Raw genomic sequence first — 24,629 nt, forward strand, 5'->3', positions numbered from 1 at the left:
CTGATTGCCTCTCGCCTGCCTGGTTGACCGGTGCCTCCCTCGACCGCCTCAGGGCCCTGCAGGCGGCGATGACCCGCCAGGCCAAGGCCAACGAAGCCCTGAAGCCCATACTCGATGCCACCCCGTCTCTGGATGCCTTCGCCGAGCCCTTGATCGACGCTGCGCTGGCGCGCGATTGCACGGCCGGATGTCAGGTACAGCACCGTGAAAATTCGCCAGCGCATCGTCACGCCCAGCATCTCGGCGGCCCTGCCTGCGCCGACCTTCACCCATGTTTCCCGGCAGACGCTGCTGGCTGCGGCACTGCACAACTACCACGTCACCGAAACCAAGCCGGCACCCGGGCGCACGGGGCAACTGATCGATGCCACCGGCAAGCATCTGGGAATGGGCTTCGAAGCGTTTGCCGGGCTCTGTCGCACGCTTGACCTAGGCAAGGCGTACCAAGCCGTGTTGGCGCAGCAACTACGCCCGTCGGATTCGCCAGCCAAGGTGCATGGTCTGTTCGAAGAGAGTCTGGCCGCGCACCTGGAGGTCGCGGTGCGCGTGGCCGTGCTCAAGGGCGAGCTGGACGAGCAGAGCTATCTGGAACTGTTGCCGTTGATCGCGCCCAGGCCGATCGCTCCGCCGGTCTCGACGTCGGTGATTCCACGCCAGTTGTACCTGCTGGGCAAGTGCATCCGTGGTGTGGTCACGCTGGAGGTGCGCGCCGGTCCAGACGCCGCGGTGCGCGGGGTGATCGCCTGGCTACCAGGCGATGCGCGGCAGCCAGTGGCGCGATACCCTTCATGGGCCGCGCTGTACCAGGCGTTGGCCGAGAAGTTGACTGACAAATCCTATCGCACGTTCTTTTCCCGTTTTGTCAGTGAGCGTGATCGACCTCGTTTCTTCTCCCGCCTCCTCGAGTTGAACCGGGCGCTGGGCACAGGTGAAACGTTGGCGCTGGATGGACGCCATCAGGCCATCGACGGAAAGCTGTTCGCCTACTTGCGTGAATTGCACATCGCCAAGCTCTTCGACGACGCGCGGGTACTGGCGGTGCCCACCGGCGATGAAGATGAGGAGGATCGGCGCGAGCGTCTGGATGCCTACCTCGGCCTGGGGCTCGATGTACTGAACCTGGCCGGGCTGTTCGTCCCACTGCTCGGGCAGGCCATGCTGGTGGTGGGGGCCCTGCAGATTGCCGATGAAGTGTACGAGGGCTACCTGGATTGGAGCGTCGGTGATCGGCAAGGTGCGCTGGATCACCTCTTCGGTGTGGCTGAAAACATCGCGGTCGGCGTAGCCGTTGGCATTGGGGCTTCGGCAGCGAGGGAGGCGCTGCAGCGGGTGGCCTTCGTCGATGCCCTGGTGCCGCTGCGTAACGAGGCGGGGGCGTTGCGGCTGCACGCCTGGGCATTGGTGGATGAGGTGGAGATTCGTCTTTTCTACCGGCTCAAACTGGCTTACGCCCTGGACCTGCCGATCGAACCCGAGACGATGCATTACCAGAGTTTCGCCAACGTCAACACCAGCGACTTGTTGCGGGCCCGACGGGAGGTCCTGGCGGCCGAGAACACCCAGTCGCTCGCTGATTCCCTATCGCAGCGTCCGTTCTGGGAAGCCTATGCGCGACATCATTACAACGACAGGTTCGGCGAGGTAGTAGAGCGCTTTCATACGCGCTTGGCCGATCTGGAGGCTTACGTAGGCAAGGGGGCGATCGATGAATGGACGTTCGATCTGCGCAGCAGGGCCAAGCTGCTGCGCGAACTGGCCGAAGAGGCGTTTGCTCGTGTGTAGAAACAGGGACGGGCTGGCGCGGCGCCACCCCGTCGATGGACTCAGGCCGCGCGGACCCGGGCCCGGTTCGAGGCGGCCTGCTGCAGGTAGTCGGCCAGAGCCTGTTGCTCGGCAGCACTGGTGAACAGGCCCAGTTTGGTGCGACGCCAAAGAATATCGTCCACGCTGACGGCCCATTCCGCGGCGCACAGGTAGTCCACCTCGCGGCTGAACAAGCCGCCACCGATCGACTGACCAAGATCGTCCGGCCCTTGTACACCTTCGAGCAGACGCCAGACCCGACTGCCGTAAGTCAGTACCCAGCGCTTGGCGATGTCCACCGGCAGCCAGCCGTGGCGCGCCAGAACGGCATCGACCAGGGCCTGCACGCTGGTCATGCCTTCGCCGCCTGGCAATGGCGCACTGGCAGTCCAGCTGCCGCGCATCTGGGAGAAGAAGGGCTTGAGTTCGGCCATGGCCGACTCTGCCAGCTTGCGGTAGGTGGTCAGCTTGCCGCCGAACACCGAAAGCAGGGGCGCCTGCCCCTCGCTGGCGGACAACGCCAGGGTGTAGTCGCGGGTAACGGCCGAGGGGTTGTCCGACTCGTCGTTGCACAGCGGGCGTACGCCGGAGTAGGTGTGCTGGATGTCGGCGCGTGACAATTGATGATTGAAATGTTCGTTGACCACCTTGAGCAGGTAGTCGGTTTCCGCGTCGGTGATCGCCACCTTGGCCGGGTCGCCGCTGTATTCACGGTCGGTGGTGCCGATCAGGGTGAAGCGGTCCAGATAAGGGATGCAGAAGACGATGCGCTGGTCTTCGTTCTGCAGGATGTAGGCGTGTTCGCCTTCGTACAGCCGCGGCACGATGAGATGGCTGCCCTGGATCAGGCGGATGCCGTAGGGCGCGTCGAGCTTGAGGTCGTCCTTGATGAAGTTTGCCACCCAAGGGCCGGCGGCGTTGACCAGGGCGCGGGCGCGGATGGTCTGCAGGCTACCGTCGGCATGCTGCAGCTCAACCTGCCACAGGCCATCGACACGTTCGGCGCGCAAGCAGCGGGTACGGGTGTGCAGGTGGGCACCTTTTTCGCGGGCAGCCATGGCGTTGAGTACCACCAGGCGAGCGTCATCGACTGCGCAATCGGCATATTCGAAACCGCGGGTGATCGTGGGCTTGAGCGGATATCCGGCACCAAAACGCAGGCTGCGCGAGGCGCCCAGGCGTTTGCGCTTGCCCAGATGATCGTAGAGGAACAGGCCGGCGCGAATCATCCAGGCCGGACGCAGGTGCGGACGGTGTGGCAACACGAAGCGCATGGGTTTGACGATGTGCGGCGCCTTGGCCAGCAGCACTTCCCGCTCGGCCAGGGCTTCACGTACCAGGCGGAATTCGTAGTGTTCCAGGTAGCGCAGGCCACCATGGATGAGCTTGCTGCTCGCCGAGGAGGTGTGCTGGGCCAGGTCGTCCTTCTCGCACAGGAAGACCTTCAGGCCGCGCCCAGCAGCATCGGCGGCGATACCGACGCCATTGATGCCACCGCCGATCACGGCGAGGTCATAGCAGTCGGCGAGGGGCGGCTGGGGCTGGACGGGCTGGGACACGGGCAAGGCCTCCTAGGAGCGGTTCACAGCGAATGTGAACATCTATGTTCGTTTCCGAAAATAGTAGCGCAACAAAATGGCCATCGCCAGTCGCTGATCATAGAAAATACTGATCAGATGGCAATAAAGTGAACATTAGTGAACATTCCATGGCGCTGTCTCACCGGCGGATCACCACCGGCGAGGTGCAGCGGTGCGCGCTCAGACTACTTCCAGGCGGATCTTGTACTGGTTCAGCAGTTGCGTGAGCGTGGGAGTGGGATGCTGGTCGGTCACCAGGCAGTCGATCAGGTTGATCGAGCCCAGGCGCACCATGGCGTTGCGCCCGAACTTGCTGGAGTCGGCAGCAAGGATGACCTGCCGGGCATTGGCGATGATGGCCTGGGATACCCGTACTTCCTGGTAGTCGAAGTCCAGCAGGCTGCCGTCTTCGTCGATGCCACTGATGCCGACCAGGGCGAAATCGACCTTGAACTGGCTGATGAAGTCGACGCTGGCCTGCCCCACCACACCGCCGTCACGGCGAACCGTACCGCCTGCCACCAGGACTTCGAAGTCATCCTTGGCACCGAGGATCGACGCCACGTGCAAGTTGTTGGTGATGACCTTCAGGTGGCTGTGGTTGAGCAGGGCCCGGGCGATGGATTCGGTGGTGGTGCCGATATTGATGAACAGCGAGGCGTGATCGGGGATCTGCCGGGCGACGGCCTCGGCGATGCGTTGTTTCTCGTCGCGCATCTGGTCGGCGCGCATGGCGTAGGCGGTGTTCTCCACGCTCGAGTCATAGGCGGCACCACCGTGATAGCGGCGCAGCAGGTTGACCTCGGCGAGCTGGTTGATGTCGCGACGGATGGTCTGGGGCGTGACGACGAACAACTGCGCCATTTCCTCGATACTGACGTAGCCGCGTTCGCGCACCAGTTCGAGGATTTGTTGTTGGCGAGGGGGCAGATTCATGGGCGGTCCTTTGGGGCTGCCGGACAAATGCTGCAATGATGCCGTAGGAAGGGGATGACGACCAGTAGACTGTTGTCGCTAACCTGTGCTGGTACTTCTGTGGAAGCGGCCTTGCGCCGCGATCGGGCGTGCAAGGCCGTTCCTGAACGGATCGAGTGAGAGGCTGACGTCAGCCTTCGTGATCTTCCCAGTCGCGGGTGCGCTCGATGGCTTTCTTCCAGCCCGCGTACAACTTTTCTTTCTGCGCGTCATCCAGTTGCGGGCTGAACTCGCGTTCGATGATCGCCTTGTCGCGCAACTCGTCGAGGCTGCTCCAGAAGCCACAGGCCAGGCCTGCCAGGTAGGCGGCGCCGAGGGCGGTGGTTTCGCGCATTTTCGGACGCTCCACGCAGGTGCCGAGGATGTCGGCCTGGAACTGCATGAGGAAGTTGTTGGCCACCGCGCCACCGTCCACGCGCAGCTCCGAGAGGCGCTGGCCGCAGTCGTGCTGCATGGCGTCGAGCACGTCGCGGGTCTGGTAGGCGATCGATTCCAGGGCGGCACGGATGATGTGGTCGACCTTGACGCCACGGGTCAGGCCGAACAGCGCGCCGCGGGCGTACGGATCCCAGTAGGGGGCGCCGAGGCCGGTGAAGGCAGGCACCAGGTAGACGCCGTTGCTGTCCTTCACCTTGCTGGCGAAGTACTCGGTGTCGAGCGCGTCGTTGACGATCTTCAGCTCGTCGCGCAGCCACTGGACCGTGGAGCCACCGTTGAACACTGCGCCTTCGAGGGCGTAGGCCACTTCGCCACGAGGGCCGCAGGCGATGGTGGTGAGCAGGCCATGGGACGAGGTGACGGCCTTGTCGCCGGTGTTCATCAGCAGGAAGCAGCCGGTGCCATAGGTATTCTTGGCCTGGCCCGGCTCCACGCACATCTGGCCGAACAGCGCCGACTGCTGGTCGCCGGCGATACCGGCGATGGCGATACCGCTCTTGGTGTGGCCGTAGACCTCCGAGGACGGGCGTACCTGAGGCAGCATCTGCCGCGGGATGCCGAGGATGTCCAGCAGCTTGTCATCCCATTGCAGGGTGTGAATGTTGAACATCAGCGTGCGTGAGGCGTTGGTGTAGTCGGTGACGTGCACCTTGCCGCCGGAGAATTTCCAGATCAGCCAGCTGTCGACGGTGCCGAACAGCAGTTCGCCCCGTTCGGCACGTTCGCGGGCGCCTTCGACGTTGTCGAGGATCCACTTGAGCTTGGTGCCGGAGAAGTATGGGTCGGTGACCAGGCCGGTGGTTTCGCGGATGTACTGCTCGTGGCCGTCACGCTTGAGCTGGGCACAGATCTCGGTGCTGCGGCGGCACTGCCAGACGATGGCGTTGTATACCGGGCGACCGGTTTCCTTGTCCCACACCACGGTGGTTTCGCGCTGGTTGGTGATACCGATCGCTGCCACCTGGGCGTGGCTCAGGCCTGCCTGCGCCAGGGCCTCGACCATGGTCGCGCTCTGCGTGGCGAAGATCTCCATCGGGTCGTGTTCGACCCAGCCAGCTTGCGGATAGTGTTGGGCGAACTCGCGCTGGGAGGTGCCGACCACATTGGCGTCGCGGTCGAAGATGATCGCCCGCGAACTGGTGGTGCCCTGGTCCAGGGCGATGATGTAGTTCTTATTCTGGGTGTCTGTCATGGTCGTTGCCTTGCACGAAAAGGGAGTGAGTCGGGGAGGGCGGGCGAGATCGCGCAGCGCCGGTCTCAGGAAGTTTGAGTATCGCCCTGGGTAGCAGCATCTGTCTGTGGGTTCGTGGCGTCGGCCGTCGGCAGGTTGCGGGCAATCAGGACGCCATAGCCCGCAGCCCCCAGGCACGCGCCGAGGATCGGTGCGAACACCGGAACCAGGAAGTAGGGAATGTCCCGTCCACCCGTGAAGGCAATTTCGCCCCAACCCGCCAGGAATGTCATGAGTTTGGGCCCGAAATCCCGTGCCGGGTTCATCGCGAAGCCGGTGAGCGGCCCCATGGCGCTGCCGATCACCGCGATCAGCAGGCCGATCAGCAGCGGTGCGGTGGCGCCACGCGGCAGGCCGTTGTTGTCATCGGTCAGCGCCATGATCACGGCCATGAGAATGGCAGTGATCACCACTTCAACCAAGAACGCCTGGCCGATGGACAGCGACGGATGCGCATAGGTGGAAAACACCGACGCCAGCTCGAGACTGGCCTGGCTGCCCCTGACCATGCTGTGCGCCTGTTCGAAATCGAAGAACAGCGTGCTGTACAGGGTGTAGACCAATGCCGCACCACAAAACGCGCCGCAGACCTGGGCGAGTATATAGAAAGGCAGTTTGCGCCTGTCGAAACCGGCGAACAGGGTCAGCGCGATGCTGACGGCCGGGTTCAGGTGCGCACCGGAAACGCCAGCGCTGAGGTAGATCGCCATGCTGACGCCGACACCCCAGATGATGCTGATTTCCCAGAGTCCGAAGCTGGCACCCGCGACCTTGAGCGCGGCCACGCAACCGGTACCGAAGAAGATGAGCAATGCTGTACCCAGGAACTCGGCCATGCACTGGCCGGAAAGCGTTGGTTGTCGTAGAGCTGTCGTCATGTAGGACCTTCGGTTCTTGTTGTTGTGAGGCGCTGGGCGCTCGGGTGTCGACGCCGGTTGTCCATCCCCATGAACGACCGGCGAGTGTACGGGTGCGCACTATTTATGTGCGCATTTCTTCATAAACGAAAAAATATAGACAAGAAACGCTGATGTCAAAGGTCGAAAGTGAACGGTCGGCCACATTCTGACCCACGAACATGAACCTGCCTGCACAGGTCCGGTGCACGCCCCTAAGTCCGCTGGCTGGCCCCCGGGATTTGCCCTAAAGTAGCCGGCAAGCTGTCATTGACTGGAGCTGTACATGACCCCCGCACTCGACCTGCTGAAGAAGGCGCGCGCCGAACATCGCGTGCTCAGCTACGAACACGACCCCAAATCCGCCTCCTATGGCCTGGAAGCCGCCGAGAAGCTCGGGCTCGATCCGCAGCAGGTGTTCAAGACGCTGCTGGCCAGCAGCGAGAAAGGTGAGTTGCTGGTGGCAGTGGTGCCGGTGATCGGCACGCTCGATCTCAAGGCGCTCGCCCAGGCTGCGGGGGTAAAGAAGTGCGAGATGGCCGACCCTGCCGCGGCCCAGCGGGCCACGGGTTATCTGGTCGGTGGCATCAGCCCTTTAGGGCAGAAGAAGCGCCTGCGCACCTTCATCGATGAGTCGGCGCAGCAGTTCGCCAGCATTCATGTCAGCGCCGGACGGCGCGGGCTCGAGGTGGAGCTGGCAGCCGCGGTGCTGGCCGAGCATACCCAGGGCACGTTTGCCGGGATCGGCAGAGGCTGAGGGCGTGCAGGAAAGCGGCTTCAGGTCGCCGAGCTGTAGCGGCGCACGCCGTTTTCCTGTATCTGCAACTGCGCCGCGACACTTCCCGGTACGGCGAACAGCACCAGATGGTCAGCCGCTACGGCGATGCCTACGTCCTGGCCGACCTGGTGATCGACATGACTGGGGAAAATCGCCTCCAGCTGGCTACCGGTGGGCAATTCCAGGCGATAGAGCGTCGAGGCGCCCAGGAAACTCTTGCCATTGATGCGCGCGCGCAGCGTGCTGTCTGGTGCGTGCACGATGTCGTCCGGACGCAGCAGGACATCCACCGAACTGCCCACCGGCATCAGGTAGGCACGATTGCCGCGCAGTTCACCGAGCTCGGTGTTCACCGATTCCGGGCTGCTCATCTGGCCGCGGATGAAGTAGCCCTGGCCGATGAAGCTGGCCACGAACGGCGTCTGTGGCTCGTGATAGAGGTTGTAGGGCGTATCCCATTGTTCCAGGCGACCTTCCTTGAACACGCCGACATGATCGCTGACGGCGAAGGCTTCTTCCTGGTCGTGGGTGACCAGAATTGCGCTGGTGCCGCGGCTCTTGAGAATGTCGCGCACCTCGTGGCTCAGGCGTCGTCGCAGCTCCACGTCGAGGTTGGAGAACGGTTCGTCGAGCAGCAGCAATTGCGGCTCTGGCGCCAGCGCGCGGGCCAGGGCGACACGCTGCTGCTGGCCGCCGGAAAGTTCATGGGGGTAGCGTGCACCCAGACCGCCGAGCTTGACCAGCTCGAGCATTTCCTCGACCACTTCGCCTTGGCGCGGATGCTTGCCGATGCCGAAGGCAATGTTCTGTGCCACGGTCAGGTGTGGGAACAGCGCGTAGTCCTGGAACACCATGCCGATCCGGCGTTTTTCGGGGGCGAGGGTGAAGCCTGCGCGGGAGATGACGTCCCCGGCCAGCTGGATCTCGCCGTCATGCACCGGCTCGAAGCCGGCGATGGCGCGCAGGGTGGTGGTTTTGCCGCAACCCGAAGAGCCCAGCAGGCAACCAATGTCGCCTGCGTTCAGGTGCAGGTTGAGGTTCTGGACGATGCGCTGCTCGCCATAGCCACAGGCGAGGTTGCGCAGGTTGAGCAGCAGGGGTTGACTCATGCGTGGTGGTAAGCCGGTTCTACAAGGAATTCAAGAAGGGCCTTCTGTGCATGCAGGCGGTTCTCGGCCTGGTCCCAGGCGACCGAACGTGGGTCGTCGAGCAGATCCTGGCTGATTTCCTCACCGCGGTGGGCGGGCAGGCAGTGCATGAACAGGGCGTCGGGTGCCGCCAGGTCGAGCAGTTCGCGGGTGACCTGGTACGGCGCGAAATGCGCCAGGCGCCGTGCAGTTTCCTCTTCCTGACCCATGGAAGTCCAGACATCCGTGGTCACCAGGTGCGCGCCGCGTACCGCTTCCTTCGGATCACGGATGATCCGTACGCGTTCGCCACCGAGCTCGAGGAAGCGTGGATCGGGCTCGTAGCCCTCCGGGCAGGCAATGTGCAGCTGGAAATCGAACTGGCGGGCCGCCTCGATGTAGGAGTTGCACATGTTGAAGCCATCGCCGATCCAGGCCACGGTCTTGCCCTGGATCGAGCCACGGTGTTCGACGAAGGTCTGCATGTCGGCCAGCAGTTGGCAGGGGTGCGATTCGTCGGACAGGCCATTGATCAACGGCACCTTCGAATGCGCGGCGAATTCGGTCAGGGTGCTGTGGGCATGGGTGCGGATCATCACCGCGTCGACCATGCTCGAGAGCACGATGGCGCTGTCGCTGATCGGCTCACCGCGACCCAGTTGCGTGTCGCGCGGGGACAGGAAGATCGCCTGGCCGCCGAGCTGGATCATGCCCGCTTCGAACGATACGCGGGTGCGGGTCGATGACTTCTCGAAGATCATGCCCAGCACGCGGTTCTTCAGGGGTTCGAAGAGCACGCCTCGCTTGCGCAGGTCCTTCAGCTCGATGCCTCGACGGATCACGCCGAGCAATTCGTCAGCGGTGAAATCCAGCAGGGAGAGAAAGTGCCTGGTGCTCATGATTGACTACCTTATCTGCAACGGTTTGCAGGTCGACCGTATGGTTTTTTTTGACAACGGGAGTGACCTGCGGCGTAAGCCGCACGGGGCGGACGGAATAGGGAAAGGCGCAATACTATAATTAAATGTCGCCTGAAACCAAGAGGGGAAACAGCGGGGCTGTTTCAAAGGGTGTCGTAAACCCTTGTGGAAGGTCTGTTTTTTATTTTCTACAGGGGGTTGTACACGGCTTGGCAGGGCTTTGGCAAACGCCGTGTCGCGAATCGTGTGCCTGATGACGTCCGATTCACACGACTAAGCGGCGTGGCATCGGTGATCGGCCGGGGGCATAGTCGGAGCTTCCAGAACAACAAGGCAGAGGCGGCCATGACCAAGACCCTGCATCACCGTGCCTGTCACCTGTGCGAGGCCATCTGCGGCCTCAATATCGAAGTCAGCCATGCGCCCGATGGGCGGGCGTCGATCAGCGCGATCAAGGGCGATCCGCAGGACCCATTCAGCCGAGGACACATCTGTCCCAAGGCGGTGGCGCTGCAGGACATCCAGGAAGACCCTGACCGCTTGCGCCAGCCTCATCGGCGCGTGGGGGAGCGCTGGGAGCCAATCGCCTGGGATGAGGCATTTGCGCTGGCTGCCGAACGCTTGTGGAGCATCCAGCAGGCGCATGGGCGCAACGCCGTGGCGGTCTACCAGGGCAATCCCAGCGTGCACAATTACGGCCTGATGACTCACAGCAACTACTTTCTGGGGCTGCTCAAGACGCGCAACCGGTTTTCCGCCACCTCCGTCGACCAGTTGCCCCAGCACCTGACCAGCCACCTGATGTATGGCCATGGCCTGCTGCTGCCGATCCCCGATATCGACCACACCGATTTCATGCTCATCCTCGGCGGCAACCCATTGGCGTCCAATGGCAGCATCATGACCGTGCCGGACGTGGAAAAACGCTTGAAGGCGCTGCGTGCCCGCGGCGGGCGGCTGGTGGTGATCGACCCCCGACGCAGTGAAACGGCGGCGATGGCCGATCAGCACCTGTTCATCCGTCCTGGCGGTGATGCGGCGTTGCTGTGTGGCCTGCTCAACACCTTGTTCAGTGAAAACCTGGCGCGTGGCTCGCATCTGCCGATCGATGGGCTCGAGCAGGTGCGCGAGGCGATCTCGCCCTTCACGGCGCAAGCCATGAGCCCGCTGTGCGGCATCGAGGCCGGGCAGATTCGCCAGCTGGCGCGCGATTTCGCTGCGGCCGGCAGTGCCGTGTGCTACGGGCGCATGGGTGTCTCCACCCAGACCTTCGGCACGCTCTGCCATTGGCTGGTGCAACTGATCAATCTGGTCACCGGCAACCTCGATCGCCAAGGTGGTGCACTGTGCACCGAGCCTGCGGTTGACCTGGTCGCCAGTACCTCGGGCGGTCACTTCAACCAGTGGCAGAGCCGGGTCTCTGGCCTGCCGGAGTACGGCGGGGAGCTGCCAGTTGCGGCGTTGGCCGAGGAAGTGCTGACACCCGGCGAAGGTCAGGTGAGGGCGCTGGTGACCGTCGCCGGCAACCCGGTGTTGTCCACGCCCAACGGCCGCCAGCTCGACGGGGCGCTGGCGGGCCTTGAGTTCATGCTCAGCATCGACCTGTACATCAATGAAACCACGCGCCACGCCGACCTGATCCTGCCTTCCACGTCGGCGCTGGAAAACGATCACTACGACAGCACTTTCAACCTGCTCGCAGTGCGCAACGTCACCCGTTTCAACCGAGCGATCCTGGCCAAGCCAGAGGGGGCGCTACATGATTGGGAGATCTTTGTCGGGCTGGCGCGAGCGTTCGCCGAGCGTGCGGCGCTCGAGTTAAAGCCGACCCTGCCTCCGGCGCAGATGATCGACCTGGCGCTGCGCAAAGGCCCGCGCGGCGAGGCGTCGCCATGGGGGTTGTCGTTGCAGGCGCTGGACGCCTACCCTCATGGACTCGACCTGGGGCCGTTGCAACCCAATCTTGCTGCTCGGCTGCGTACCCCAGGTCAGGTTGTGCAGGCCGCGCCACAGGTGCTGCTCGACGATCTCCAGCGCTTGGCGCGGCAGGTGCCGATGGCGCACGACCAGTTGTTGCTGATTGGCCGTCGGCATGTGCGCAGCAACAATTCCTGGATGCACAACTTCCATCGCCTGGTCAAAGGCAAGCCACGGCACCAATTGCTGATGCATCCGCAGGACTTGCAGCAGCGCCAGCTCGAGGACGGGCAATGGGTAAGGGTTCGCTCGCGTACCGGTAGCCTGGAGGTGCAGGTTCTGGCCAGTGAAGAGATGATGCCCGGGGTGGTCAGCCTGCCGCATGGCTACGGGCATGGTCGCCAGGGTGTTCGCTTGCAGATTGCCCACGCACAGCCGGGGGTGAGTGCCAATGACCTGACCGATGAACGGCTGCGCGATGCGTTGTCGGGCAATGCCGCGCTCAATGGAGTACCGGTGCAGGTGGAGGCGGCCTGATTGCGAAATGGGGCGGCTTGACGCCCCAGATCCATTACCGAGCACGACACTCGGCTTTCCGATACAATGCGTCACCGTGCCGACGACCGTGTCGGAAAGTTCAGCCGAGGTGCTCCATGGATATCATCGAAACAATCAAAGAGCAGATTGCCAACAACACCATTCTGCTTTACATGAAAGGCTCGCCGAATGCCCCGCAGTGCGGCTTCTCGGCCCGTGCTTCGCAGGCTGTGATGGGTTGTGGCGAGAAATTCGCCTACGTCGACATCCTGCAGAACCCGGAAATCCGCGCCAACCTGCCCAAGTATGCCAACTGGCCAACCTTCCCTCAGCTGTGGGTAGGTGGTGAGCTGGTGGGGGGCAGCGACATCATGCTGGAGATGTTCGAGAAGGGTGAACTGCAGACCCTGATCAAGGAAGCAGCCGCCAAGGCCAAGGCTTCCGAGGCCTGATCCAGGTTTACCGCCGGCATGAAAAAGCCCCGCCTAGGCGGGGCTTTTTCATGGGTGCTATCCAGGGAGGCTTATTCTTCGCCCATCTGCGACTGCAGGTAGTTCTCGATGCCGATCTTGTCGATCAGGCCCAGCTGGGTTTCCAGCCAGTCGATGTGCTCTTCCTCGGACTCGAGGATGTCTTCGAGCAATTCGCGGGAGCCGAAGTCGCCGACCGTTTCGCAGTGCGCGATGGCGGCTTTCAGGTCAACCAGGCCTTTCTGCTCGATCTTCAGGTCGCACTCGAGCATTTCCTTGGTGTGCTCGCCGATCAGCAGCTTGCCCAGGTCCTGGACGTTGGGGATGCCTTCGAGGAAGAGAATACGCTTGATCAGCTTGTCAGCGTGCTTCATCTCGTCGATGGATTCCTTGTACTCGTGCTTGCCGAGCTTGTTCAGGCCCCAATCTTCGTACATGCGTGCGTGCAGGAAGTACTGGTTGATCGCGACCAGCTCGTTTCCGAGGATCTTGTTGAGATGCTGGATGACGCTTACGTCGCCTTTCATGATCGGGTTCCTGCCCTGTAGAAGTGTGCCAATGCAGGAAGTTTGAGCCCGACAACTTCGCGTGTCAAACCTAAGTTCTTGAATAATAAGTGAAAATTAATAGGAATAAGAATGTTTGTGAACCGCGTTCGAAGGCTAACTTATTGAATTACAGGCATAAAAAAACCGGACACGAGGTCCGGTTCTTCAAAATCGGGGTGTTTCAGGCGGCGTTAAATTCTACCGGATAAGGCAGGGCGGCCGTTTGACTGAGCTGAAGGTCTGTCAATGTTTCACGGACCACCTGCTTGGCGAGGCACGCACACTTGCCGCACTGGCTGGCGACGTTGGTGGCGGCACGGACTTCCTTGTAGCTGCAGCATCCTTCGTAGATCGCATCACGGATCTGTCCATCGGTTACGCCGACGCAGAGACATACATACATAAGGTCAGACCATCGCTGGTTGAGTCGATGGGGTGGAGCTTAATGGTAATGAGAATGCTTGTCAAAGCACTTGAAGAAAGCTTCATCTTCCCGCGACCGGTGGTTCGATTCGGCCTGTCACGATAAGCCGTGTATGATGGTCGGCCTTTGTTGGATGCCGGGCGTGCCAGCCTCGCCCGGGCAACGGTTTTTCACCATCATCAGGAGATAACGAATGAGCGTGCTCGTTGGTAAACAAGCCCCGGACTTCACCGTTCCAGCCGTGCTGGGCAACGGCGAGATCGTCGACAGCTTCAACCTGGCTTCGGCCATCAAGGGCAAGTACGGCCTGGTGTTCTTCTACCCACTGGACTTCACCTTCGTCTGCCCGTCCGAGCTGATCGCCCTGGACAACCGCATTCCTGACTTCGAAGCCCGTGGCGTGGAAGTGATCGGCGTGTCGATCGACTCGCACTTCACCCACAACGCCTGGCGTAACACCCCGGTCAACAACGGCGGTATCGGTCAGGTCAAGTACACCCTGGCGGCCGACATCACCCACGAAATCTGCAAGGCCTACGACGTCGAGTCCGAAGGCGGCGTAGCCTTCCGTGGTGCCTTCCTGATCGACAAGAACGGCGTTGTTCGTTCGCAGATCGTCAACGACCTGCCACTGGGCCGTAACATGGACGAGCTGCTGCGTCTGGTTGACGCCCTGCAATTCCACGAAGAGCACGGCGAAGTCTGCCCGGCCAACTGGAAGAAAGGCGACAAGGGTATGAACGCTTCGCCGGAAGGTGTTGCGGCCTACCTGAGCGAGAACGCTGGCAAGCTGTAATCGCCACGCGTAAAAAAACCGGCCCATGTGGCCGGTTTTTTTGTGTCTGGCATCCTGGAGCGCTGCGCGCCCCAGGATTTCGACTCAGTCGTTGAAGTCGCGCCAGCCGCCCATCTCTTTCCAGCGGTTGACGATCCCGCAGAACAGCTCGGCGGTCTTCTCGGTGTCGTAACGTGCCGAATGCGCCTCGCGCCCATCGAAGTCGATATCGGCACTCTGGCAGGCCCGCGCCAGTACGGTCTGACCATAGGCCAGCCCCGCCAGCGTCGCGGTGTCGAAGCTGGAGAACGGGTGGAAGGGGTTGCGCTTGAGATCGTTGCGCGCCACCGCGGCGTTGAGGAAGCCCAAGTCGAAGCTGCTGTTATGGCCGACCAGGATCGCCCGCTTGCAGCCATTGGCCTTGAGCGCTTTGCGCACGCCGCGGAAGATATCGGTGAGCGCGCTTTCTTCGCTCACGGCCATGCGCAGCGGGTGGTCCAGCTTGATGCCGGTGAATTCCAGCGCCGCCGCTTCGATATTCGCGCCTTCGAAAGGCTCGACACGGTAGAAGTAGGTGTGTTCCGGGAACAGGAAGCCCTTCTCGTCCATGCCGATGGTGACGGCGGCGATTTCCAGCAGCGCGTCGGTGGCGCTGTTGAAGCCGCCGGTCTCGACGTCCACGACCACCGGCAGGTAGCCACGGAAGCGCTCGGCCATCGGGTGGCGCGAGCTGCTGCCTACCTGACCGTCCTGGTCGTCATCGTAAAGGTCTTCGCTCACGCGTTGTCCTCCAACAGGCGCCAGCGCAGCGTTTCGCCAGCGCGCAGCGGAACCACGGTGGTGTCGCCGAACGGCAGGCTCGCCGGGGCGGTCCAGTCCTCGCGCACCAGGGTGATGGTGTCGGTGTTTGCCGGCAGGCCGTAGAACGCCGGGCCATGCAGGCTGGCGAAACCTTCCAGCTTGTCCAGGGCGTTACGCTGTTCGAAGGCTTCGGCGTACAGCTCGATCGCCGCGTAGGCGGTGTAGCAGCCTGCGCAGCCGCAGGCAGCTTCCTTGGCGTGCTTGGCGTGTGGCGCCGAGTCGGTGCCGAGGAAGAACTTCGGATTGCCACTGGTGGCCGCGTCCAGCAATGCCAGCTGGTGGGTGTTGCGCTTGAGGATCGGCAGGCAATAGAAGTGTGGGCGAATACCGCCGACCAGCATGTGGTTGCGGTTGTACAGCAGGTGCTGGGCGGTGATGGTTGCACCGACGTGGGCTGGCGCCTCGGTGACGAACTGCGCGGCATCGCTGGTGGTGATGTGCTCGAACACCACCTTGAGTGTCGGGAAGCGTTCGACCAGGCGACGCATGTGCTCGTCGATGAAACGCTTTTCGCGGTCGAACACGTCGATCTCCGAGCGCGTCACTTCACCGTGGACCAGCAGCGGCAGGCCAGTCTCGGCCAGTGCCTCGATCGCCGGGAAAATGTTGTCGATGCTGGTCACGCCCGAGTCGGAGTTGGTCGTGGCACCGGCCGGATAAAGCTTGGCGGCATAGACGATGCCGCTGGCCTTGGCTGCGCGGATGTCCTCGGGGCTGGTACGGTCGGTCAGGTACAGCACCATCAGCGGCTCGAAGCGACTGCCGGCCGGACGGGCGGCGAGGATGCGCTGGCGGTAGGCGTCGGCTTCAGTGGCGTTGCGTACCGGTGGAACCAGGTTGGGCATGATGATGGCGCGGGCGAAGGTGCGCGCCACGTCGCCGACGGTATGTTGCAGCACAGCACCATCGCGCAGATGGATGTGCCAGTCGTCGGGACGCAGGAGGGTCAGGCGATCGGACATTGGGGTTTCCAGGCGGTTCGAACTCAGGCGTCAATGCTACCGGAAAACCCAGTGGGCAGCACGGCTATCAAGTTTTCCGACGAGCGTCCGATAGCCTGCAGGTAAGCCGTCAGAATCTGTGGAGCCGCCCGTGCGCCAGCGTTACCTACTCCTGTTCAGCCTGTGTGCCAGCCTGCCGGCTGGGGCACTCACCTTCCAGACCCGCATGGAGAACATCGCCTGGAAGGTCGAGGGCGATCAGTTCGAGTGTCGGCTGATCCAGCCGATCGACGGCTTCGGCAGCGGTGAGTTCGTGCGTCGTGCAGGCGAGCAGCCAGTCTTCCAGCTGCGCTCGGACAGCAATGCGTTGGGCGCAGGTTCCGCAACGCTGCTGGCCGCCGCTGCCCCATGGCAGCCCGGGCGTGGCGACATCAACCTGGGTGCGGTGCGCATGAGCCGCAATGGCGTGCTGTTCAGCTCTTCGCAGGGCCAGGCCAGCCGGCTGATCAATGGCCTGCTGGACGGTCGCAGTACGGTGGTGCGCAACTATGCCGGCGAGGGCGGGCGGCCGATGGAGGTGCATGTACTGCCGGTGAGTTTCGCCAAGGCCTATAGCGATTACCAAGTGTGTGCCGCGAAACTGCTGCCGATGAACTATGACCAGATTCGCCAGACCCAGGTGCCGTTCCCCGGCACCGGTTTCGATCTGGACAGTGCGGCCCGTGCGCGTCTGGACGTGATCCTCGACTACCTGAAGGCCGATCCTACGGTCAATCACATCGAACTCGACGGCCATTCCGACAACAGCGGTAATCGCCTGACCAACCGCGATGCCTCGCGGCGTCGTGCGTTGGCGGTGGCTGAGTACCTCAAGGCCCATGGCGTGCCGGACGAGCAGATCACCGTGCGCTTCCACGGTGAGCGCTATCCCTTGGCCAAGAACAACACGGCCGCCAACCGGGCGCGCAACCGTCGGGTGAACATTCAGCTCGACCGCGTCACACCGATCGAGAAGCCCGTGGAGAAACCTCACGACGCGACGCCCACCGCCCCGGCCCAGCCTGCAGCACACGCGCCTGCGGCGCCGGTGCCGACGACTCAGGCTCCGCCCCCGGCATTGCCAGCGGGCGCGAAGAAAGCCTGAGTGCGGCGACGGGTCGCGCTCACGACATTTCCTGTCGCTTTGTCATCACAAGCTGTCGCCCCACTGTAAATTCTTCACCGAGGTCGGTAGAATCGACGGCTTTCCGTACAACCCCGTGGAGTGATGGCATGGCGGACGTAAAAAAGGTCGTATTGGCGTATTCCGGCGGCCTTGATACTTCGGTGATTCTCAAGTGGCTGCAAGACACCTACAACTGCGAAGTGGTGACCTTCACCGCTGACCTGGGCCAGGGCGAAGAGGTCGAGCCGGCCCGTGCCAAGGCGCAGGCAATGGGCGTCAAGGAAATCTACATCGACGATCTGCGCGAAGAGTTCGTGCGAGACTTCGTCTTCCCGATGTTCCGCGCCAACACCGTGTATGAAGGTGAGTACCTGCTGGGTACTTCCATCGCTCGTCCGCTGATCGCCAAGCGCCTGATCGAAATCGCCAACGAAACCGGCGCCGATGCCATTTCCCATGGTGCCACCGGCAAAGGTAACGACCAGGTCCGCTTCGAGCTCGGCGCCTATGCGCTCAAGCCAGGGGTCAAGGTCATCGCACCATGGCGCGAGTGGGACCTGCTGTCCCGCGAGAAGCTGATGGACTACGCCGAGAAGCACGGTATCCCGATCGAGCGCCACGGCAAGAAGAAGTCGCCCTACTCGATGGACGCCAACCTGCTGCACATCTCCTATGAAGGTGGTGTCCTGGAAGATACCTGGACCGAACACGAGGAAGACATGTGGCGTTGGAGCGTCTCTCCGGAGAACGCGCCTGACCAGGCCACCTACATCGAGCTGACCTATCGCAACGGTGACATCGTCGCCATCGACGGCGTCGAGAAGACCCCAGCCACCGTGCTGGCAGATCTCAACCGCATCGGTGGTGCCAACGGCATCGGTCGCCTGGACATCGTCGAGAACCGCTACGTCGGCATGAAGTCGCGCGGCTGCTACGAGACGCCTGGCGGCACCATCATGCTGCGTGCCCACCGCGCCATCGAGTCGATCACTCTGGACCGCGAAGTCGCTCACCTGAAGGATGAGCTGATGCCCAAGTACGCCAGTCTGATCTACACCGGCTACTGGTGGAGCCCTGAGCGTCTGATGCTGCAGCAGATGATCGACGCTTCGCAGACCAATGTGAACGGTGTCGTACGCCTGAAGCTGTACAAGGGCAATGTTACCGTGGTGGGCCGCAAGTCGGATGACTCGCTGTTCGACGCCAACATCGCGACCTTCGAGGAAGACGGCGGCGCCTACAACCAGGCGGACGCCGCAGGCTTCATCAAGCTCAACGCACTGCGCATGCGCATTGCCGCCAACAAGGGCCGTTCGCTGCTCTGAGTGTCGGTATGTGGTGAGAAACCCGGTCATTGTTGGCCGGGTTTTTTTTTGCGTTCCTGTACCTACAGCGCAACCTTTTCTCCTTTCTTGATGGCCCGCACCGACAGCTGAATGCAGGAGTGGGCGCTCAGGTTGTAGAGCGTCCAGCGGCGCTCGCGCTGCGGGGGTTGAATCAACTCGGGCAGGATCTGGGTTTCGATGGCTTGGCGCACATCCTGCCCTGGCAGAGTGATGACCGTGGCTGCTTCGCTGTCGCCACGATCGTCGAGTGGCGGGTGTATGGCCCTGTGTTCCGGAATGTAGAGCGATTCGCAGTTGAAGTTGAGGGTCAGGAAGAACAGGACGGTCAGAAAGAAGGGGAACCCCATTAGAAACCAGGTGTAAATGGCCTGGCTCTCTGGATTCAGGAACGGTAGCGAGGCGAGCGCCGACGCTTCGATGATGCTAGCGAAGATGGCGATAATTCCCAAGGGTGTGATCTTTGCGGGACTGTTCATGGCATTCGATCTCCTGGCGTTAGCGCATCTGTATCGCTTCTGGCGCCCCGTGGAAAATGTCTGCTGTTTCCTCACCAGTAAAGTATTCCTGCTTATATGGCGGGTGATAAATGTTTCTTTATCAAAAGATAGAAATATCCCACCGCTTTGAAGCGCTATCCCCACCTGCTGCTTTCCCGGTTCATGCTAGCTTTCACGAGCATCTGGTCGAACGGATGGACGTCGATTCGAGTCACGCAATGAATGTAGGAAGTTTCTATTAACGATGTAAGTTTCATCTTTGAATGCCCTCTGTCAGGGAATGGCTGCGCCATTACGCTATTGGCTCGGTTATCTTGGCGCGTCACAACTAGAATAATGGATCAATGGATATCCCATGAATAAAGTACTTATCGTGGATGATCATCCGGTCATTCGCTTGGCCGTACGTATGTTGATGGAGCGGCATGGATATGAAGTGGTGGCGGAAACGGACAATGGGGTGGATGCGCTGCAACTGACTCGAGAGTGTTTGCCGGATATCGTGGTGCTCGATATCGGCATACCCAAACTCGACGGGCTTGAAGTGATCGCGCGGATGACTGCTGCCAGTCCCGGCAGCAAGGTGCTGGTTCTGACATCGCAGGCGCCGGGGCATTTTTCCATGCGTTGCATGCAGGCCGGCGCCGCAGGTTATGTGTGCAAACAGCAGGAACTGACCGAGCTGCTCAGTGCAATAAAGGCCGTGCTGTCGGGCTACAGCTACTTTCCCAACCAGGCGTTGCACAAGACCCGCAGTGGTGTCAGTGGCGGCAGTGAGACGGAGATGGTCGAACGCCTTTCGGGACGCGAAATGATGGTATTGCAACAGCTGGCGAGGGGACGTACGAACAAGGAGATTGCTGACAGCATGTTTCTCAGCAACAAGACGGTCAGCACCTACAAGACCCGGCTGTTACTCAAACTCAATGCTCGGTCACTGGTCGATCTGATCGAGCTGGCCCAGCGTCATGGCTTGGCCTGAAACACAAAAGCCTCCTTTGCGGGAGGCTTTTTCGCAGGGCTACAGGTCGTAATCGAAATCAGCCAGCTGCCGTTGCAGGCGCCGCTCTTCCAACAGATTGTCGATGGTGCGGCGCTTGCTGAGGTTGGTCTTTGCTGGTTCTACCTGAGGTTCGTCTTCGTCCTGCGCAGGGAAGTCGTCTTCGATCAGCTCGTCTTTATCGGTGCTCATGTGTCACTCCAAGCCAAAGGGCCATTGGCCGTCCTTATAGCGAGAATCACGGAGTCGGTAAAAAAGATTTTTTCAATCGAATTGGTCGATTTTTCGCTATTGCCTCAATCGTCAGAGGTCTTGCCCCTGTACTCGCACAAGTCTTCGATCCTGCAGCTGCCGCAGCGTGGCTTGCGGGCCTGGCAGACATAGCGGCCGTGGAGGATGAGCCAGTGGTGGGCGTCGAGCAGGTAATCCCTTGGTACGAATTTCAGCAGCTTCCTCTCGACCTCCAGTACCGTCTTGCCCGGCGCGATGCCGGTGCGATTGCTGACGCGGAAGATGTGCGTATCGACCGCCATGGCCAGTTGGCGGAAGGCTGTATTGAGCACCACGTTCGCCGTTTTGCGCCCCACGCCGGGCAGTGCTTCGAGTGCTTCCCGGGTTTGCGGGACTTCGCTGCCGTGTTGCTCTATCAGCAAGCGGCAGGTCTCGATGACGTTCTTCGCCTTGCTGTTGTAAAGGCCGATGGTCTTGATGTATTCGCTCAAACCCTCAACCCCCAGGGCATAAATAGCCTCGGGCGTATTGGCGATAGGGTAGAGCCGCGCGGTCGCCTTGTTGACGCTGACATCCGTTGCCTGTGCGGAAAGGATGACGGCGATCAGCAATTCGAAGGGCGTGGTATAGGCCAGTTCGGTTTTGGGTTCAGGATTGTCTTCGTGCAGCCTGCGGAAGATCTCCAGGCGTTTGGCGGCATTCATGGGGTCAAAGCGTTCCTTGACGGCTTGAGGTGGCAGGGGCCGGACGCAGGCGATTGTACAAGGCCAGGAGCAGGCCGAGCAGTATCAATGCGCCGGGTGTCAGGTTCGCCAGGTGGATGCCGGCAGTCTGTCCCAGCCATTGGCGGCAGGCGCCCAGTATCAGGCACAGGCCCGTCAGGCCAAGCAGGTGCCGGATGAGCGCCGACCAGCGTCCAGGGTGCGGTGCCAGCGCATCCACCGCGAGGCAGTGCAGGCTCAGCAGGGCAGGGTAATGGCCGAGGCTCAGGGCAAGGGGCAGGGCCCAGGCGTTCAGGCCCAATTGCAGGCAGCTCGCCAGGGCGGCGGCGAGTATCAGGCTGGCGATAATCCGCGGCGCGCCGATCATGCGGTGCAGATGTCGCATCAGCGCCTGGTGGCCGAGTACCAGCAACAGGGCGGACAATCCCATTGCCAGCGCGTTCGCCAGGGTCTGGGTGGCGCCCAGCAGGGGAGCCAGGGCACTGCCCAGGAGCCAGAATCTATTCATCGCTGGTGTGCTCCAACAGGCTGCTGCGCTGTGCATCGAAGTAGCGCAGAGCGTCCTGCAAGGCCGCCATTACTGCGCGTGAGGTGACGGTGGCACCTGCCAACTGGTCGAAGTCGCCCTTATCGCGCTTCAGCGCCCAGTTGGCCGCTGCGCCCTGCCGGTCGAATTGCTCAAGCCAGTGGCTCGCGGGGTCGCCAAGTTGACCGCCAAGCCCTGGGCTTTCTTCCTGCATCAGCACCCGGGTAGCGATCAGGCGGCCATTGGGATCGATGGCGATCGACAGCATGATGGGCCCCGCATACCCCTGGATCTGGCTGCGCAGCACGATGGCACTGGTCGTACCGGCGAGGGTTGCGCGGTAGCCGCCCAGTAGCTGACTGTGCTGCAGTTGAGCGCTGGCGATGGGCAGAGGCGCTTGCAGGGGAGCGTTGTCGTACCGTTGCGGGGGCAGCACCGCGAGCCATTGTTGTTCTTGCAGCTCTCGTGCGGCATCGGCAATGGGGGCCGCGGTCCACTGCCGCCAGGCCAGGGTGGCGGCAACGGCCAGGGTAGTGACCAAGGCAAGCAAGAGCAGGTCGCGCACTCTGGCGTTCATGAGGCGAGTGCCTGGCGTCGGGCTGCAATGCGATCGAGCGCCGGTGCTCCCAGGTTCATCAGCAGCACTGCGAAGGCCGTGCCGTCCGGGTAGTTGCCCCAAGTGCGAATCAAGTAGATCAGCAATCCGCAGCCGATGCCGAATAGCAGACGGGCCAGCGGCAGGCGAGGGCCGGACACCGGCTCGGTGGCGATGAAGAAGGCTGCAAGCATGGTCGATCCGCTGAACAGGTGCAGCAACGGTGAGCCGTGGGAGTCCGACCCTGAACCGTTCCAGCACAGCAGGCTGACGACCAGCAACCCACCCAACAGTCCCGCTGGGGCATGCCAGCTGAATACGCGACGCTGCAGCAGGAACACGCCGCCCAGCAGGAACGCTAGATTGATCCATTCGCTGGCGCGCCCACCGAGGTTACCGAAGCCTGAGTTACTGGCGAACAGCTCGTCGAGGGTCAGGCTGCGGTTGTGGCGCAGCACGTCGAGTACCGTGGGGCGGGCCCAGGCATCGATCTGCGTGCCGTGGCCGAACACCAGGCTCAGGCTGTCGGTCAGGTCGAGGTGGCCCGCCGGCCAGTGGGTCATCTGCAGCGGGAAACTCAGCAGCACGAAGGCGTATCCCAGCATGGCCGGGTTGAAGGGATTGCGGCCGACGCCGCCGAATACGTGCTTGCCCAAGGTGATCGCCACCAGCGCAGCGGTTATCGGCAGCCACCAGGGCGCCAGTGCGGGCAGGGCGATTGCCAGTAGCACGGCGCTGACCAGGGCGCTGCCATCGCTGAGGAAGGGGCGTATTGGCTGACCACGCAGATACAGCGAGAGCGATTCGCAGGTCAGTGCTGTTGCGCTGCACAGCAGCAGGTTGAACAGCACGCCCCAACCCTGCAGCCAGAGCAGGCACAACAGGCCGGGAACACAGGCCAGCAGCACAAGGCCCATGGCGTTGCGCTGTCGGCGGTCAGGCGCCTGCATGGCCCGGTCCGGCCAGCAGAACGTCCAGCTGTTGCTGCGCTTCTTGCGCTGCCGCCTCCAGTCGCTGGATTTGCGCAAGCTGTGTCTGGTCCGCTGTCGCGCCCAGGGCGCTACGTGCAGCGTTCAACTGCGCGCGGCTCATCGCCGCCGCGACCTTGGCCCGCTTCAGTGCGCTTTCCTGGGCAGTCCCTTGGGCGTCGGTGCTGCGCTGAGCCCGGGCTTGGCGCTCGGCCTGGCGTCGTGTCTCTTCGCGCTGCAGACGTGCGGCTCGTTGCTCGTGGCGCAGTCGTGCCTGATTGCGACGATGGCTGCGCGCGATCAGGTGCTCGGCGGTCTGCGCCAGTCCGCCAACGATCGGCACCAGGTTGTCCGGCAGTGGCAGCAGCTCGATGCAATCGACCGGGCAGGGCGCCAGGCACAGGTCGCAGCCGGTGCATTCGCTGGCGATCACGGTATGCATAAGCTTGCTGGCGCCAACGATGGCATCTACCGGGCAGGCCTGTATGCACTTGGTGCAGCCGATGCACTCGGCTTCGCGGATGAACGCGACCTGCGCAGGCGCTGCACGGCGCTCGGGGTCCGGGGCGATCACTGGCACCAGCAGCAGTTGGGCCAGGGCGGCAATGGTTTCGCTGCCGCCAGGCGGGCATTTGTTGATCGCTTCGCCCGCCGCCAGGCCTTCTGCGTAAGGCCGGCAGCCTGCGTGATCGCATTTGCCACACTGGGTCTGCGGTAGCAGGGCGTCGATGCGTTGAATCAGGTTCATTGTGTGAACAGTCCGTTGAAGCCGGAAAAGGCCATGGCCATGATCCCGGCGCCTATCAGTTCGATCGGCAGGCCGCGAAAGGCGCGGGGCGCATCAGGATGATCGAGACGTTGGCGCAGGTCGTCGAACAGTGCCAGTGCCAGCCAGAACCCCATTCCCAGGCCCAGCGCCCAGGCGACAGTGGCGGCTGGACGGGATTGCGATGTGGCCATGTGCAACAGCAAGCCTAGCACCGCGACATTGCTCAGCAGCAGCGTTGGCAGATTCTGTGTAGGCCAATGAGGGCGCAAGCGCGTCAATGCCGTCGGGATGCCCCACGCCAGCACTGCCAGCCATGACAAGCCCAGCAGCGGTTCCAGGCCTTCGAACTGCGGCTGGCGCAGCAACAGGGCCGCGGGCACCAGCAACAGCATCGACAGTGCGCTGCTTAGGCCAAGCAGGTGCAGGCGTGCGCGGTCGGGCGTGCCGCTGTGCAGGATCAGGTGATTGACCAGCGCAGCGCTGACCAGAACCAGGACGAAATCGCTCATGGAGGTGCCGAGGGCCGGGGATGGAACGATTATCCGGCAAGGGGGCAGGCATTGGAAATGCCCAAAGAGGGGAGGCAAGC

The 24,629-nt window shown here is 62.3% G+C and carries 25 protein-coding genes and 1 pseudogene; 8 read left to right on the forward strand and 18 right to left on the reverse strand.

The window, feature by feature from the left end:
* Positions 1 to 204 precede the first annotated feature (204 nt).
* Positions 205 to 1,782 (forward strand): DUF6543 domain-containing protein, encoded by a 1,578-nt coding sequence (locus tag HU748_RS26725; protein ID WP_186720706.1) that lies wholly within the window; start codon positions 205 to 207, stop codon positions 1,780 to 1,782.
* 41 nt (positions 1,783 to 1,823) lie between these two features.
* Here HU748_RS26725 and glpD read toward each other — a convergent pair whose 3' ends face one another.
* From glpD to HU748_RS13720, 4 genes are all read right to left on the reverse strand, one after another.
* Positions 1,824 to 3,362 (reverse strand): glycerol-3-phosphate dehydrogenase, encoded by a 1,539-nt coding sequence (glpD, locus tag HU748_RS13705; protein ID WP_186668538.1) that lies wholly within the window; start codon positions 3,360 to 3,362, stop codon positions 1,824 to 1,826.
* A 201-nt stretch (positions 3,363 to 3,563) separates the two neighbouring features.
* Positions 3,564 to 4,319, reverse strand: a complete 756-nt coding sequence (gene glpR / locus HU748_RS13710) for a DNA-binding transcriptional repressor GlpR (protein WP_065863095.1) — start codon at positions 4,317 to 4,319, stop codon at positions 3,564 to 3,566.
* Positions 4,320 to 4,488: 169 nt separating this feature from the next.
* The gene (glpK, locus tag HU748_RS13715; protein WP_186668534.1) at positions 4,489 to 5,988 is read right to left on the reverse strand and encodes a glycerol kinase GlpK; all 1,500 of its coding nucleotides are present in this window, start codon (positions 5,986 to 5,988) and stop codon (positions 4,489 to 4,491) included.
* 65 nt (positions 5,989 to 6,053) lie between these two features.
* Positions 6,054 to 6,905: an MIP/aquaporin family protein gene (locus tag HU748_RS13720; protein WP_186720708.1), complete on the reverse strand. Its 852-nt coding sequence runs from the start codon at positions 6,903 to 6,905 to the stop codon at positions 6,054 to 6,056.
* Between the two features lie 304 nt (positions 6,906 to 7,209).
* Between HU748_RS13720 and ybaK the strand changes: the two genes are divergently transcribed.
* Positions 7,210 to 7,680, forward strand: a complete 471-nt coding sequence (gene ybaK, locus HU748_RS13725; RefSeq protein WP_186668530.1) for a Cys-tRNA(Pro) deacylase — start codon at positions 7,210 to 7,212, stop codon at positions 7,678 to 7,680.
* Between the two features lie 20 nt (positions 7,681 to 7,700).
* Here the strand turns inward: ybaK and HU748_RS13730 are convergent, their stop codons facing one another.
* Positions 7,701 to 8,810, reverse strand: coding sequence for an ABC transporter ATP-binding protein (locus HU748_RS13730; protein ID WP_186668528.1), 1,110 nt, complete (start codon positions 8,808 to 8,810; stop codon positions 7,701 to 7,703).
* On the reverse strand, positions 8,807 to 9,727 hold the full coding sequence (gene argF, locus HU748_RS13735; protein WP_186668526.1) for an ornithine carbamoyltransferase: 921 nt from the start codon (positions 9,725 to 9,727) through the stop codon (positions 8,807 to 8,809). The genes HU748_RS13730 and argF overlap by 4 nt, the downstream gene beginning before the upstream one ends.
* Positions 9,728 to 10,093: 366 nt before the next feature.
* On the opposite strand from argF, the gene HU748_RS13740 reads away from it, so the two are divergent.
* Both HU748_RS13740 and grxD read left to right on the forward strand, forming a co-directional pair.
* The gene (locus HU748_RS13740) at positions 10,094 to 12,202 is read left to right on the forward strand and encodes a molybdopterin oxidoreductase family protein (RefSeq protein ID WP_186720709.1); all 2,109 of its coding nucleotides are present in this window, start codon (positions 10,094 to 10,096) and stop codon (positions 12,200 to 12,202) included.
* 116 nt (positions 12,203 to 12,318) lie between these two features.
* Positions 12,319 to 12,654, forward strand: a complete 336-nt coding sequence (grxD, locus tag HU748_RS13745; protein WP_136913238.1) for a Grx4 family monothiol glutaredoxin — start codon at positions 12,319 to 12,321, stop codon at positions 12,652 to 12,654.
* 71 nt (positions 12,655 to 12,725) lie between these two features.
* On the opposite strand, the gene bfr is transcribed toward grxD, so the two are convergent.
* Both bfr and HU748_RS13755 read right to left on the reverse strand, forming a co-directional pair.
* Positions 12,726 to 13,199 carry a bacterioferritin gene (gene bfr / locus HU748_RS13750; protein ID WP_054891795.1) on the reverse strand — a complete coding sequence of 158 codons (474 nt, stop codon included), beginning with the start codon at positions 13,197 to 13,199 and terminating at the stop codon, positions 12,726 to 12,728.
* A 202-nt stretch (positions 13,200 to 13,401) separates the two neighbouring features.
* On the reverse strand, positions 13,402 to 13,623 hold the full coding sequence (locus HU748_RS13755) for a bacterioferritin-associated ferredoxin (RefSeq protein WP_186668522.1): 222 nt from the start codon (positions 13,621 to 13,623) through the stop codon (positions 13,402 to 13,404).
* Positions 13,624 to 13,837: 214 nt separating this feature from the next.
* Here HU748_RS13755 and HU748_RS13760 point away from each other — a divergent pair, with 214 nt between their 5' ends.
* Positions 13,838 to 14,440: a peroxiredoxin C gene (locus HU748_RS13760; RefSeq protein WP_054891793.1), complete on the forward strand. Its 603-nt coding sequence runs from the start codon at positions 13,838 to 13,840 to the stop codon at positions 14,438 to 14,440.
* A gap of 84 nt (positions 14,441 to 14,524) precedes the next feature.
* Here the strand turns inward: HU748_RS13760 and rnt are convergent, their stop codons facing one another.
* Both rnt and pyrC read right to left on the reverse strand, forming a co-directional pair.
* The gene (rnt, locus tag HU748_RS13765; RefSeq protein ID WP_186668520.1) at positions 14,525 to 15,199 is read right to left on the reverse strand and encodes a ribonuclease T; all 675 of its coding nucleotides are present in this window, start codon (positions 15,197 to 15,199) and stop codon (positions 14,525 to 14,527) included.
* Positions 15,196 to 16,242 (reverse strand): dihydroorotase, encoded by a 1,047-nt coding sequence (pyrC, locus tag HU748_RS13770; protein WP_186720710.1) that lies wholly within the window; start codon positions 16,240 to 16,242, stop codon positions 15,196 to 15,198. The genes rnt and pyrC overlap by 4 nt, the downstream gene beginning before the upstream one ends.
* 130 nt (positions 16,243 to 16,372) lie before the next feature.
* Between pyrC and HU748_RS13775 the strand changes: the two genes are divergently transcribed.
* Together HU748_RS13775 and HU748_RS13780 are read left to right on the forward strand one after the other, a co-directional pair.
* Complete coding sequence (locus HU748_RS13775) at positions 16,373 to 17,365, forward strand: OmpA family protein (RefSeq protein WP_186720711.1); 993 nt, start codon at positions 16,373 to 16,375, stop codon at positions 17,363 to 17,365.
* Between the two features lie 128 nt (positions 17,366 to 17,493).
* Positions 17,494 to 18,711, forward strand: coding sequence for an argininosuccinate synthase (locus tag HU748_RS13780; RefSeq protein ID WP_054891789.1), 1,218 nt, complete (start codon positions 17,494 to 17,496; stop codon positions 18,709 to 18,711).
* Between the two features lie 62 nt (positions 18,712 to 18,773).
* Here HU748_RS13780 and HU748_RS13785 read toward each other — a convergent pair whose 3' ends face one another.
* The gene (locus HU748_RS13785) at positions 18,774 to 19,208 is read right to left on the reverse strand and encodes a hypothetical protein (protein WP_186668514.1); all 435 of its coding nucleotides are present in this window, start codon (positions 19,206 to 19,208) and stop codon (positions 18,774 to 18,776) included.
* A 376-nt stretch (positions 19,209 to 19,584) separates the two neighbouring features.
* On the opposite strand from HU748_RS13785, the gene HU748_RS13790 reads away from it, so the two are divergent.
* On the forward strand, positions 19,585 to 20,211 hold the full coding sequence (locus HU748_RS13790; protein ID WP_186668512.1) for a response regulator transcription factor: 627 nt from the start codon (positions 19,585 to 19,587) through the stop codon (positions 20,209 to 20,211).
* 39 nt (positions 20,212 to 20,250) lie between these two features.
* Here HU748_RS13790 and HU748_RS13795 read toward each other — a convergent pair whose 3' ends face one another.
* The 7 genes and pseudogenes from HU748_RS13795 to HU748_RS13825 all read right to left on the reverse strand — a co-directional run bounded on the left by HU748_RS13795 (position 20,251) and on the right by HU748_RS13825 (position 24,549).
* Complete coding sequence (locus HU748_RS13795) at positions 20,251 to 20,421, reverse strand: hypothetical protein (RefSeq protein ID WP_186668510.1); 171 nt, start codon at positions 20,419 to 20,421, stop codon at positions 20,251 to 20,253.
* A 104-nt stretch (positions 20,422 to 20,525) separates the two neighbouring features.
* Positions 20,526 to 21,164, reverse strand: coding sequence for an endonuclease III (gene nth / locus HU748_RS13800; protein ID WP_186720712.1), 639 nt, complete (start codon positions 21,162 to 21,164; stop codon positions 20,526 to 20,528).
* Positions 21,165 to 21,168: 4 nt separating this feature from the next.
* Positions 21,169 to 21,690: an Rnf-Nqr domain containing protein gene (locus tag HU748_RS13805; RefSeq protein ID WP_186720713.1), complete on the reverse strand. Its 522-nt coding sequence runs from the start codon at positions 21,688 to 21,690 to the stop codon at positions 21,169 to 21,171.
* Positions 21,683 to 22,285 (reverse strand): RnfABCDGE type electron transport complex subunit G, encoded by a 603-nt coding sequence (locus tag HU748_RS13810; protein WP_186711509.1) that lies wholly within the window; start codon positions 22,283 to 22,285, stop codon positions 21,683 to 21,685. The genes HU748_RS13805 and HU748_RS13810 overlap by 8 nt, the downstream gene beginning before the upstream one ends.
* Positions 22,282 to 23,253 carry an RnfABCDGE type electron transport complex subunit D gene (locus tag HU748_RS13815; RefSeq protein ID WP_186720714.1) on the reverse strand — a complete coding sequence of 324 codons (972 nt, stop codon included), beginning with the start codon at positions 23,251 to 23,253 and terminating at the stop codon, positions 22,282 to 22,284. The genes HU748_RS13810 and HU748_RS13815 overlap by 4 nt, the downstream gene beginning before the upstream one ends.
* 22 nt (positions 23,254 to 23,275) lie before the next feature.
* Positions 23,276 to 24,019 (reverse strand): annotated as a pseudogene (locus HU748_RS13820) (RnfABCDGE type electron transport complex subunit B); the annotation flags it as partial.
* Entirely contained in the window at positions 24,016 to 24,549 is a 534-nt protein-coding gene (locus HU748_RS13825) for an Rnf-Nqr domain containing protein (protein WP_186668502.1), read from the reverse strand. The pseudogene HU748_RS13820 and the gene HU748_RS13825, both read right to left, overlap by 4 nt.
* Between the last annotated feature and the right edge of the window lie 80 nt (positions 24,550 to 24,629).

Origin of the sequence: Pseudomonas sp. RW3S2, assembly GCF_014268955.1 — a bacterium.
Lineage (GTDB): Bacteria > Pseudomonadota > Gammaproteobacteria > Pseudomonadales > Pseudomonadaceae > Aquipseudomonas > Aquipseudomonas wayambapalatensis.